The sequence below is a fragment of the Pseudomonas sp. TJI-51 genome (assembly GCF_000190455.2).
In the GTDB taxonomy this organism is placed as follows: domain Bacteria; phylum Pseudomonadota; class Gammaproteobacteria; order Pseudomonadales; family Pseudomonadaceae; genus Aquipseudomonas; species Aquipseudomonas juntendi.
The window spans coordinates 1-12,305 of record NZ_AEWE02000066.1 but is presented as its reverse complement, the minus strand read 5'-3'; the positions used below and the strand labels follow the sequence as shown (position 1 = coordinate 12,305).

Genomic DNA, 12,305 nt, shown 5'->3' with positions numbered 1-12,305 from the left:
ATGAAGCTTCAACAACTGCGCTACATCTGGGAAGTGGCGCATCATGACCTCAATGTCTCCGCGACGGCGCAGAGCCTGTATACCTCCCAGCCGGGTATCAGCAAGCAGATCCGCCTGCTGGAAGACGAGTTGGGTGTTGAAGTATTCGCGCGCAGTGGCAAACACCTGACCCGCGTTACCCCGGCCGGTGAGCGCATCATCAATACCGCGGGCGAAATCCTGCGCAAGGTCGAGAGCATCAAGCAGATCGCCCAGGAGTTCTCCAACGAGAAAAAGGGCACGCTGTCCATCGCCACCACCCATACCCAGGCGCGCTACGCGTTGCCGCCGGTGATCAGCAGCTTCATCAAGCAATACCCGGAAGTGTCCCTGCACATGCACCAGGGCTCGCCGATGCAGATTGCCGAAATGGCCGCAGACGGCACGGTCGACTTTGCCATTGCCACCGAGGCACTGGAGCTTTTCGGCGACCTGGTCATGATGCCTTGCTACAAGTGGAACCGTTGCGTGGTCGTGCCGCAAGGTCACCCACTGGCCAAGCTGCCCAAGCTGACGTTGGAGGCCGTAGCCGAATACCCGATCGTGACCTATGTGTTCGGTTTCACCGGGCGCTCCAAGCTGGATGAGGCCTTCAACCACCGCGGCCTTACGCCGAAGGTAGTGTTCACTGCCGCCGACGCCGACGTGATCAAGACCTATGTGCGCCTGGGGCTGGGCGTGGGCATCGTTGCCGGCATGGCAGTGGACGCCAAGCTCGACAGCGACCTGGTGGCACTCGATGCCAGCGAGCTGTTCGAGGCCAGCATCACCAAGATCGGTTTCCGCCGTGGCACCTTCCTGCGCGGCTTCATGTGTGACTTCATCGAGAAATTCGCGCCGCACCTGACCCGCGAAGTGATGGCCAAGGCCATCCAGTGCCACAACAAGCAGGAGCTCGAAGCGCTGTTCGAAGGGGTCGAGCTGCCCGTGCACTGAAACACGAACACCGGGGGCTTTGCGCCCCCGCTTCTACAGCGGCGTTACGGGTTCAAGCCTTGCTGATCAGGTTGCCAGCGTGCAACCCGCACTCCTTCTGGGTGGACTCTTCCCACCACCAACGCCCTTCACGTTCATGCTGGTTCGGCAGCACCGGGCGCGTGCAGGGCTCGCAGCCGATGCTGATGAAGCCACGTTCATGCAGGCTGTTGTACGGCAGCTCCAGCATGCGGATATAACCCCACACTTCTGCGCTGCTCATCTGCGCCAGCGGGTTGAACTTGTACAGCGTGCGCTCGGGCGTGGAGAAGGCGCTGTCGATTTCCAGCGCTGCCACCTGGCTGCGAGTGCCAGGGCTCTGGTCACGGCGCTGGCCAGTGGCCCAGGCGCTGACGGTTGCCAGCTTGCGCCGCAATGGCTCGATCTTGCGGATGCCGCAGCACTCGCCATGGCCGTCCTTGTAGAAACTGAACAGGCCCTTTTCCTTGACGAATGGGTCAAGCTGGGCGCGGTCCGGGCTGAGGATTTCGATCGGCAGGCCATACTGCTCGCGCACCTGGTCGATGAACCGGTACGTTTCCGGGTGCAGGCGGCCTGTGTCGAGGCTGAATACCTTGACCTGCTTGTTAAGCTTCCAGGCCATGTCGACCAGCACCACGTCCTCGGCGCCGCTGAAGGAAACCCACAGGTCGTCGCCGAAGTGCTCGAAGGCAAGCTTGAGGATGTCTTGCGGGGATTTGTTGGCATAGGTCGCGGCCAGGGCGGCGACGTCGAAGGGTTGGCTCATCAGGCGGTTTCCATCTTGGCTGTGGCGCTGTGCGCTCGTAGTGGGGGTGATGGTAACAAAAAAACAGGGTCTGGACGGGCTGGCGCTCACAGGCCTTGCAGTGTCTGCAGCAATACCCGCACCTTGGCAATCGACTCTTCGTACTCGGCCTGCCATTCGGAGTCGGCCACCACTGCGCCGCCACCCCAGCAGCTGACCTGGCCATCCTTGACCAGCAGGCTGCGAATGGCGATCGAGCTGTCCATTTCGCCACGCACGTCCACATACAGCAGGGAACCGCAGTACAGTGCCCGCCGCGTGGGCTCCAGCTCGTCGATGATCTGCATGGCGCGGATCTTCGGCGCGCCGGTAATCGAGCCGCCAGGGAAGCTGTCGGCGATCAGGTCCAGGGCGTCCTTGCCGCTGGCCAAACGGCCGGTAATGCTACTGACCAGGTGGTGCACGTTGGGGTAGCTCTCCAGGCTGAACAGCTCCGGTACCTTTACCGAGCCCACCTCGCAGGTACGTCCCAGGTCATTGCGCAGCAGGTCGACGATCATCAGGTTTTCCGAGCGGTCCTTGGGGCTGTGCAACAGCGCCTCGGCATTGCGCCGGTCTTCGCCCGGGTCGATGGCGCGTGGGCGCGTGCCCTTGATCGGACGGGTCTCGACCTGGCGTTGGCTGACGCGAATGAAGCGCTCGGGTGAAAAGCTGAGCAGGGCGCTGCCGTCGGCCAACTGCTGATAGCCCGAAAAGGGCGTCGGGCAGGCCTGGCGCAGTGCCTTGTAGGCCTGCCACGGGTCGCCCTTGCACGGCGCGCGAAAGCGCTGGGTGAGGTTGATCTGGTAGCAGTCACCGGCCTGGATATAGCGCTGCACCTGGTCGAAGGCGGCCTGGTACTGCGCAGGCTGCAAGTCGCCGGCCATGGGTGCGAGCAGCTGAAAGTCGCCATCGGGCGTGTGCTCGCTGCCGGCGAAGAAGCTGATCAGGCGTTCGCGCTCGTGTTGCGGCAGGCTTGGGTGAAACACCAGCTGGCTGGTGCCGCACTGGTGGTCGCTGACCAGCGCCCAGGCATACAGGCCCAGTTGCGCGTCGGGCAGCCCGAGGTCATCCACGGCGTTGCTTGGCAGGTGTTCAAGGCGGCGGCCGAAGTCATAGCTCAGGTAGCCGATCAGGCCGCCGGCGAAAGGCAGTTCTACGCCGCTGGGCAAATCGGCGCTGCCCAGGCGCGCCAGGCCCTCGCGCAGGCGGGCGAGAAAGGCGCGGCCATCCTCTGCGGGTTCGGCTTGCAGTTGTTGCAGCGGCCAGGCACTGAGCAGATCGAAACGCCCGCGCTCGGCACCAGGGCGGGCGCTGTCGAGCAGGATGGCACCGGGCGCCTGGCGCAGGCGGGCGAAATAGGCGGCTGGGTCGGGTTGGTAGGGCAGGGGGTGGAGCGTACAGGTCGGCATCAGTATGGACGGCGATGTAAAAGCGAGGAGGGCGATTGTAGACCTGTGCGGGAGCAGCGCCTAGCACTGGGCGCGACATTCAACCCTGTGTTTGGCGCCTGGGGCTGGTCGCGACGCAAGGCGGCTGCCCCAGGAGATGTGGCAGCCGCCCCGGCGATGTCAGCCTGGGTGTACGTGCCCGAACAAGCCCTGCGACACCTTCACCCGCTGCTCGACGTCCTCCGTCAGGCCGTCCTTGGCCAGCGCTTCGATGTGCGCTTCGATAGCATGGGTGCGCTGGGTCAACCCGCAGTCGTTGGCGATCTGGATGTTCAGCCCTGGGCGGGCGTTGAGCTCCAGAATCAGCGGGCCTTTGTCCTGGTCCAGGACCATGTCCACGCCGATATAGCCCAGCCCGCAAAGCTCGTAGCACCCGGCGGCCAGCTTCATGAAGCCGTCCCAGTTCGGCAGTTGCACGCCGTCCACCGCGTTGGTGGTGTCTGGGTGCTTGCTGATGATGTTGTTCAGCCAGGTGCCGCGCAGGGTCACGCCGGTAGCCAGGTCGACCCCTACGCCGATGGCGCCCTGGTGCAGGTTGGCCTTGCCGCCGGACTGCCGGGTGGGCAGGCGCAGCATGGCCATGACCGGGTAGCCCATCAGCACGATGATGCGGATGTCGGGCACGCCTTCATAGCTGATGCTCTTGAAGATCTGGTCAGGTGTGACCCGGTATTCGATCAGCGCCCGGTCACGGTGCCCGCCCAGCGAGTACAGGCCGGTGAGGATGCTCGAGACCTGGTGCTCGATTTCCTCGTGGCTCATGATCTTGCCGGAAACGGTGCGGTAGCGGTCCTCGAAGCGGTCGGCGATCACCAGGATGCCGTCACCGCCGGCACCTTGGGCCGGCTTGATGACGAAGTCGTTGCGGCCGCCGATGATCTCGTGAAGCTTGTCGATCTGCTTCTCGGTCTCGATGACACCGTACATTTCCGGCACGTGGATGCCTGCCGCGAGGGCACGCTCCTTGGTGATGATCTTGTCGTCGACAATCGGGTACAGGCTGCGCTTGTTGTACTTCAGCACATAGTCTGCGTTACGCCGGTTGATGCCCATGATGCCCCGGGCCTCCAGGGCTTTCCACGTCTTGATCAGGCCAAACATCACACGTCTGCCTTTTTCACGAATGCCTTGAAGCGCATCAGCTCGGTCAGACGGTAGCCGCGATAACGGCCCATCGCCAGCATGAAGCCGACCAGGATCAGCAGCACGGCCGGGAAGGTGAACACGAAGTACACCAGCTCTGGCACCATCATCAGCAGGTGGGCCAGTGATGCGGCAAACAGGGTGCCGATGGCCACTTTCATGGCATGGCCGCCGCCACGCTCTTCCCAGGTGATCGACAGGCGTTCGATGGTCATGGTCAGGATCACCATCGGGAACAGGGCTACCGACAGCCCGCGCTCAAGGCCCAGCTTGTGGCTGAACAGGCTGATCGCCGCAATCAGCACCACGACGAAGGTCAGCACCACGGACAGGCGCGGCAGCATCTGCAGTTTCAGGTGCTCCAGGTACGAACGCAGTGACAGGCCCAATGCCGTGATGACCGTGAACAACACGATACCGAAGCCCAGCTGGGTTTCGCGGAAGGCCAGGGCGATCAGCACCGGGGTGAAGGTACCCAGGGTCTGGATACCGATCAGGTTGCGCAGCACCAGGATCACCAGCACACCAATCGGGATCATGACCATGATCATGAAGGTCTGCTGGGTTTGCAGGGGCAGGCCGTACAGCGAATATTCGAGGAAGTCGGCGTCGGTGTTCTCGTCAGTCAGCTTGGCCAGGCGAATGGCGTTCATTTCACTGTTGTTCATGCTGAACGTGACGTTGGCCTTCTTGCCGCCATCGACGGTAATCAGGTTGTCGTCACCGGTCCACCACAGCAGTCGGTCGCTGGGCAGGCCCTGTTCGCCCGTGTCCGGGTTGAAGTACAGCCAGTCGTTGCCGTTGTAGCTGCGCAGCCACAGCTCGGGGGTTTGCGGGGTGTCGGCCACCAGGCGGATGGTGTGCACCTTTTCCATCGGTACGTGGGCAATCGACAGCAGCAGGTCGATCACCTGGGCCTTTTTCATCGGTGAGGTATCGCCGGCCAGCAGCAGTTTGACGTTGTCATCGTTGAGGTTGTTGACCCGCTTGATGGTTTCGCTGACGAACGTCTCGACGTCGGCCGAATGCTGGCGGATAGGCGCCATCAGCGCCTCGGCGGCGATTTTTTCGGGGCCGTCGATGGCCAGGCTGTCACGGAAGGTCGGGCCTTTTACCGCGGTTTTTTCGTTGCTGTAGCGCTTGGTCAGCACCAGGCGGTAGTACAGCGTCTGGTTGCCGCTGGCGCGACGGGCCGACCAGGTGACCTTGCGGTTGCCATCGGCACGGTTGACGCTGACCCCGTAGTTGTTGGAGATGAAGCTCTCGTTGAGGCTGACGTAGTCGCGGTTCAGTGGCGGCACGAACATCTGCACCTTGACCGGGTCCTTGGTGCTGGCCACGAACTCGACCTTGGCGTCGATGTTCCACAGGTCGTCGGTTTCATCCTCGGTCACCGGTATGCCGAGGAAGAAGATCTGATAAGCCGTGACTGCCACGCCCAACAACACCAGTACGGTGATCAGGACTTTCAGATGGAGGGTAAGAGAGCGCATCGGGATTACTCTGCTTTGGGAGCGTCGGTGGCACAGGCAGGTTTGCCGGCCGCGTATTTAAGGCTTGGGTCGACCAGCGCGTCGAAGTGCTTGAGCGCCTCGGAGCCGATCAGCAGCGGGAACTGGAAGGCGCTGCGGTCGGTGAGGTTGACTTCGATGGTGCGCAGGGCCTGGCCCATGCAGATTTCGAGTTCGATGACCGGGCGGGCGGTGTAGGCCTTGCCCGATTCAGCATCATAGTCGCCCGCTCGGCGCTTGATTTTGCTGACGCGGGCCAGGGGCCGTTCGATCGGATGCGAGTGGGCGGCATCGATGGCCAGGTAGAAGCGCACCCAGCTTTCGCCGTTGCGCTTGAAGCGCTTGATGTCGCGGGCGCTGAGCGAGGCAGTTTTGGCGCCGGTGTCGAGTTTGGCCGCCACTTCCAGGTCCAGGTCGCCCAGGCGTGCGTATTCATTGAGACCGTACACGGTCTTGCCGGCCGCCTGGCCAATGGCCGGCAGCAGGGTGAGGCAAAGCAGCAATAAAACGGGTGTGAGTCTCATAATCCTGGCGCGATGCAGTGCAAGGTTCTAGGCAAGGTTCAGGTCAAGGTGACTGGCAACTACTGCGCAAGCTTCCTCGTTCATCTGTCAACAAGCATGACTGCATGACAGACAGGCTATCCATACCCCATCGGAGGCGCGGCATTCTATCACGACGACGTATTGACGCCAGCGGTGCGCGATCTGACAGCGCTTGGCTTGCCTAAGTTCGTTCTTAGACGATTGTCGACAATATTGAATTTGTCTTTGACTTGAGTGGCTTCGCTGGTTAACTTCTGGCGAAGAGATTTCCCAAGGTGTCGACAATATGCAAGACCTTTCCACCCCTGGCCCGATGCTGGCAGACGAATCGGAAACCTTGTCGGAAAACGTCTTCCGGCGTATTCAGGCGGCCATCGTCAAAGGGGAAATTGCCCCTGGCAGCAAGATCTCCGAGCCAGAGCTGGCACGCACCTATGGCATCAGCCGCGGGCCGCTGCGCGAGGCCATCCACCGCCTGGAAGGCCAGCGCCTGCTGGTGCGGGTGCCCCATGTAGGCGCACGGGTGGTATCGCTCAACCATGCCGAACTGATCGAGCTGTACGAGATTCGTGAGTCCCTGGAAGGCATGGCCTGCCGCCTGGCCGCTGAACGCATGAGCCAGGCCGATATCGACGAGCTGCGCCGGGTGCTCGATACCCATGAGCGGGATGCCGCGTTCCAGGCTGGCCTGGGTTACTACCAGCAGGAGGGCGACTACGACTTCCATTACCGCATCATCCAGGGCAGCGGTAACCAGACGTTGGTCAAGATGCTGTGTGGCGAGCTGTACCAGCTGGTGCGCATGTACCGTATCCAGTTCTCGGCCACGCCCAACCGGCCACGCCAGGCCTTTGCCGAACACCACCGCATTCTCGATGCCATCGCCGAACGTGACGGCGAACTGGCCGAACTTCTGATGCGCCGTCACATCGGTGCGTCCAAGCGCAATATCGAGCGTCACTATCTGGACGCCCACAACAATAACCCACGAGGTGAGAAATGACTGTGAACAGCACACCCGGTCAGCGTTTTCGCGATGCCGTCGCCGCTGAACACCCCCTGCAGGTGGTTGGCGCCATCAATACCAACCATGCCTTGCTGGCCAAGCGCGCCGGTTTCAAGGCCATCTACCTGTCCGGTGGCGGCGTGGCAGCAGGCTCCCTGGGCCTGCCGGACCTGGGTATCACTGGCCTGGACGATGTGCTCACCGACGTGCGCCGTATTACCGATGTGTGCGACCTGCCGCTGTTGGTGGATGTCGATACAGGCTTCGGTGCCTCGGCTTTCAACGTGGCGCGCACCGTGCGCTCGATGAGCAAGTTCGGTGCGGCGGCGATCCATATCGAGGATCAGGTCGGCGCCAAGCGTTGCGGCCACCGGCCGAACAAGGAAATCGTCAGCCAGCAGGAAATGGTCGACCGCATCAAGGCAGCCGTCGATGCCCGCAGCGACGACAGCTTCGTGATCATGGCGCGTACCGACGCCTTGGCCGTCGAAGGCTTGAACGCTGCCCTGGATCGTGCCGCAGCGTGCATCGAGGCGGGTGCCGACATGATCTTCCCGGAAGCGATCACCGAGCTGCAGATGTACAAGACCTTCGCTGACCGGGTGAAGGCACCGATACTGGCCAACATCACCGAGTTTGGCGCCACTCCGCTGTACACCACCGAAGAGCTGGCTGCGGTCGATGTTTCGCTGGTGCTGTACCCGCTGTCGGCGTTCCGCGCCATGAACAAGGCAGCCGAGAATGTGTACACCGCGCTGCGCCGCGACGGCACGCAGAAGAACGTGATCGACACCATGCAGACGCGCATGGAGCTTTACGATGCCATTGGCTACCACGCCTTCGAGCAGAGCCTCGACGCGTTGTTTGCCCAGAAGAAGGGCTGAGCCAGTGACAACACCAGCCCCGTATGGCAGCGGGGTTGCCCGCGAAAGGGCGGGTACAGGCAAGCCCGATTAGCCAGCCAGATTTCCATAACAAGTTCAAGAAAGGAGAAACACCATGGCCGAAGCAAAAGTACTCAGTGGCGCGGGCCTGCGTGGCCAGGTCGCCGGCCAGACTGCACTGTCCACCGTGGGTCAGGCCGGTGCCGGTCTGACCTACCGCGGTTACGATGTGCGTGACCTGGCCGCTGGTGCCGAATTCGAAGAGGTCGCCTACCTGCTGCTGTACGGCGAGCTGCCCTCCCAGGCTGAATTGGCCGACTACAAACACAAGCTCAAGGGCATGCGTGACCTGCCACCGGCACTCAAGGAAGTGCTCGAGCGCATTCCCCGCGACGCCCACCCCATGGACGTGATGCGCACCGGTTGTTCGGTGCTCGGTACCCTCGAGCCCGAGCTCACCTTCGAAGCCCAGCGCGACAAGACCGACCGGCTGTTGGCCCTGTTCCCGGCGGTGATGTGCTACTGGTACCGCTTCACCCACCATGGCGTGCGCATCGACTGCAGCAGCGACGAAGACACCCTGGGCGGCCACTTCCTGCACCTGCTGCACGGCAAGAAGCCCAGCGAGCTGCACGTCAAGGTCATGAACGTGTCGCTGATCCTCTACGCCGAGCACGAGTTCAACGCCTCGACCTTCACGGCCCGGGTGTGCGCTTCGACCCTGTCCGACCTGTATTCCTGCGTTACCGCAGCCATCGGCACGCTGCGCGGCCCGCTGCACGGGGGGGCCAACGAGGCTGCCATGGAGCTGATAGAGCGCTTCCAGAGCCCGCAGGAAGCCACTGCCGAGCTGCTGCGCATGCTCGAGCGCAAAGACAAGATCATGGGCTTCGGGCATGCCATCTACAAAGAGTCCGACCCGCGCAACGAGGTGATCAAGGGCTGGGCGAAGCAATTGGCCGATGAGGTGGGCGACAAGGTGCTGTACCCGGTTTCCGAAGCCATCGACAAGACCATGTGGGAGCAGAAACGCCTGTTCCCCAATGCCGACTTCTACCATGCCTCGGCTTACCACTTCATGGGTATTCCGACCAAGCTGTTCACCCCGATCTTCGTCTGTTCGCGCCTGACTGGCTGGGCGGCGCACGTGTTCGAGCAGCGCGCCAACAACCGCATCATCCGCCCGAGCGCCGAGTATGTCGGCGTCGAGCAGCGCCAGTTCGTGCCGATCGAGCAGCGCTGAGGCATGGATCGCCAGGGCTGCTGCGCAGCCCAATCGCGGCACAAGGCCGCTCCCACAGGGACTGCGCAGCGCCCCCATTGGCCAGATCTGTATACCGAGTACCGTGACCGAGCCTGATAACGATATGAATACTGCATACCGCAAGCCCCTGCCAGGCACCGACCTGGACTACTTCGATGCGCGCGCGGCCGTCGAGGCGATCAAGCCCGGCGCCTACGACGGCCTGCCGTACACCTCGCGCGTTCTCGCCGAAAACCTGGTGCGTCGCTGCGACCCGGCCACCCTCGACGCCTCGCTGAGCCAACTGATCGAGCGCAAGCGCGACCTCGATTTCCCGTGGTTCCCGGCGCGCGTGGTGTGCCATGACATCCTCGGCCAGACCGCGCTGGTCGACCTCGCCGGCCTGCGTGACGCCATCGCCGACAAGGGCGGCGACCCGGCCCAGGTCAACCCGGTGGTGCCGGTACAACTGATCGTCGACCACTCGCTGGCTGTCGAGTGCGGCGGTTATGACCCGCAAGCGTTCGACAAGAACCGCGCCATCGAAGACCGACGTAACGAAGACCGCTTCCACTTCATCAACTGGACCAAGAAAGCGTTCAAGAATGTCGACGTGATCCAGCCGGGTAACGGCATCATGCACCAGATCAACCTGGAGAAGATGTCGCCGGTGGTGCACTGCGAACATGGCATCGCCTACCCGGATACCTGTGTGGGCACTGACAGCCACACCCCGCACGTCGATGCCCTGGGCGTGATCGCCATTGGCGTGGGTGGCCTGGAAGCGGAAAACGTGATGCTTGGCCGAGCATCGTGGATGCGCCTGCCGGAAATCGTCGGCGTCGAGTTGACCGGCAAGCTGGCGCCGAACCTCACCGCCACCGACCTGGTGCTGGCCCTGACCGAGTTCCTGCGCAAGCAGAAAGTGGTCGGCGCCTACCTGGAGTTCCACGGTGAAGGTGCGCGCGCCCTGACCCTGGGGGACCGCGCGACCATCTCCAACATGGCCCCGGAGTACGGCGCCACGGCGGCCATGTTCGCCATCGACCAGCAGACCATCGATTACCTGCGCCTGACCGGCCGTGAAGAACAGCAGGTCAAACGGGTGGAAACCTATGCCAAGGTCGCCGGCCTCTGGGCCGACAGCCTGGCCGGCGCGGTATACGAGCGTACCCTGAGCTTCGACTTGTCGAGCGTGGTACGCAACATGGCCGGCCCGTCCAACCCGCATGCCCGCGTGGCCACCAGCGAGCTGGCGGCCAAAGGCATTGCCGGCAGCTGGCAGCAAGTGCCAGGGCAGATGCCTGATGGTGCGGTGATCATTGCCGCCATCACCAGCTGTACCAACACCAGCAACCCGCGCAACGTGATCGCCGCAGGCCTGATTGCACGCAACGCCAACAGGCTGGGCCTTACCCGCAAGCCGTGGGTCAAGTCATCGCTGGCCCCGGGCTCCAAGGCGGTGCAGCTGTACCTGGAAGAGGCTGGCCTGGAGAAAGAACTGGAGCAACTGGGCTTTGGCATCGTCGCCTTCGCCTGTACGACCTGCAACGGCATGTCTGGCGCCCTGGACCCGGTGATCCAGCAGGAAATCATCGACCGTGACCTGTACGCCACCGCCGTTCTGTCGGGCAACCGCAACTTCGACGGGCGTATCCACCCGTATGCCAAGCAAGCCTTCCTGGCCTCGCCACCCTTGGTGGTCGCCTATGCGATTGCGGGCACCATTCGCTTCGACATCGAGAAGGACGTGTTGGGCGTGGTCGATGGCCAGGAAATCCGCCTCAAGGACATCTGGCCCAGTGACGAAGAGATCGACGCCGTGGTGCGTGCGGCGGTCAAGCCGGAGCAATTCCGCAAGGTGTACATCCCGATGTTCGCCATCGAGGAAGACCGCGGGCCGAAAGTGGCACCGTTGTATGAATGGCGGCCAATGAGCACCTATATTCGCCGGCCGCCGTACTGGGAAGGCGCCTTGGCCGGTGAGCGGACCCTGCGTGGCATGCGGCCGCTGGCGGTGCTGCCGGACAACATCACCACCGACCACCTGTCGCCATCCAACGCGATCATGCTCGACAGTGCTGCGGGCGAGTACCTGGCGAAAATGGGCCTGCCAGAAGAAGACTTCAACTCTTACGCCACCCACCGCGGTGACCACCTGACCGCCCAGCGCGCGACCTTTGCCAACCCCAAGCTGTTCAACGAGATGGTGCGCAACGCAGACGGCAGCGTGAAGCAAGGCTCGCTGGCGCGAATCGAACCGGAAGGCAGGGTGACCCGCATGTGGGAGGCGATCGAGACCTACATGCAGCGCAAGCAGCCGCTGATTATCGTGGCCGGTGCCGACTATGGCCAGGGCTCATCGCGTGACTGGGCGGCCAAGGGCGTGCGCCTGGCCGGTGTCGAGGCCATTGTCGCAGAAGGTTTCGAGCGCATTCACCGCACCAACCTGGTAGGCATGGGCGTGCTGCCGCTGGCGTTCAAACCCGGCACCGACCGCAAGACCTTGGGGCTGGACGGTAGCGAAACCTATGACGTGCTGGGTGCGCGTACGCCGCGCGCTACGCTGACCCTGGTGATTACCCGGGCCAGCGGCGAGCGCATCGATGTGCCGGTGACCTGCCGCCTGGACACGGCCGAGGAAGTGTCGATCTACGAAGCGGGCGGGGTGCTGCAACGCTTCGCCCAGGACTTCCTCGAAGCTACCGCCTAACCCTAAGAGCAGGGGCCGCGTTGCGGCCC

Annotated in this window: 10 protein-coding genes; 5 read left to right on the top strand and 5 right to left on the bottom strand. The window is 63.0% G+C overall.

The genetic code is table 11. The features are described from left to right. Entirely contained in the window at positions 1–975 is a 975-nt protein-coding gene (gene cysB, locus G1E_RS15225) for an HTH-type transcriptional regulator CysB (RefSeq protein ID WP_009683851.1), read from the top strand. 52 nt (positions 976–1,027) lie between these two features. On the opposite strand, the gene G1E_RS15220 is transcribed toward cysB, so the two are convergent. The 5 genes from G1E_RS15220 to G1E_RS15200 form a co-directional block, all read right to left on the bottom strand. After that, positions 1,028–1,762, bottom strand: a complete 735-nt coding sequence (locus G1E_RS15220) for a phosphoadenylyl-sulfate reductase (protein ID WP_009683852.1) — start codon at positions 1,760–1,762, stop codon at positions 1,028–1,030. An 86-nt stretch (positions 1,763–1,848) separates the two neighbouring features. Further along, positions 1,849–3,192, bottom strand: a complete 1,344-nt coding sequence (gene pabB / locus G1E_RS15215; protein WP_009683853.1) for an aminodeoxychorismate synthase component I — start codon at positions 3,190–3,192, stop codon at positions 1,849–1,851. A 159-nt stretch (positions 3,193–3,351) separates the two neighbouring features. Beyond that, positions 3,352–4,332 (bottom strand): alpha-L-glutamate ligase-like protein, encoded by a 981-nt coding sequence (locus G1E_RS15210; protein WP_009683854.1) that lies wholly within the window; start codon positions 4,330–4,332, stop codon positions 3,352–3,354. Next, positions 4,332–5,867, bottom strand: coding sequence for an inactive transglutaminase family protein (locus G1E_RS15205; RefSeq protein WP_029884945.1), 1,536 nt, complete (start codon positions 5,865–5,867; stop codon positions 4,332–4,334). Before G1E_RS15205 ends, G1E_RS15210 begins: the two co-directional genes overlap by 1 nt. Positions 5,868–5,872: 5 nt before the next feature. Further along, positions 5,873–6,409, bottom strand: coding sequence for an ATP-dependent zinc protease (locus G1E_RS15200; protein WP_029884944.1), 537 nt, complete (start codon positions 6,407–6,409; stop codon positions 5,873–5,875). A 307-nt stretch (positions 6,410–6,716) separates the two neighbouring features. Between G1E_RS15200 and G1E_RS15195 the strand changes: the two genes are divergently transcribed. The 4 genes from G1E_RS15195 to acnD all read left to right on the top strand — a co-directional run bounded on the left by G1E_RS15195 (position 6,717) and on the right by acnD (position 12,276). Next, the gene (locus G1E_RS15195) at positions 6,717–7,433 is read left to right on the top strand and encodes a GntR family transcriptional regulator (protein ID WP_009683857.1); all 717 of its coding nucleotides are present in this window, start codon (positions 6,717–6,719) and stop codon (positions 7,431–7,433) included. Continuing rightward, a complete protein-coding gene (gene prpB, locus G1E_RS15190; protein ID WP_009683858.1) occupies positions 7,430–8,320 on the top strand; it encodes a methylisocitrate lyase in 891 nt (296 codons plus the stop codon). Before G1E_RS15195 ends, prpB begins: the two co-directional genes overlap by 4 nt. 115 nt (positions 8,321–8,435) lie before the next feature. Continuing rightward, positions 8,436–9,563, top strand: coding sequence for a 2-methylcitrate synthase (gene prpC, locus G1E_RS15185; RefSeq protein WP_009683859.1), 1,128 nt, complete (start codon positions 8,436–8,438; stop codon positions 9,561–9,563). A gap of 124 nt (positions 9,564–9,687) precedes the next feature. After that, positions 9,688–12,276 (top strand): Fe/S-dependent 2-methylisocitrate dehydratase AcnD, encoded by a 2,589-nt coding sequence (gene acnD, locus G1E_RS15180; RefSeq protein ID WP_047149915.1) that lies wholly within the window; start codon positions 9,688–9,690, stop codon positions 12,274–12,276. The last annotated feature ends 29 nt before the right edge of the window (positions 12,277–12,305 follow it).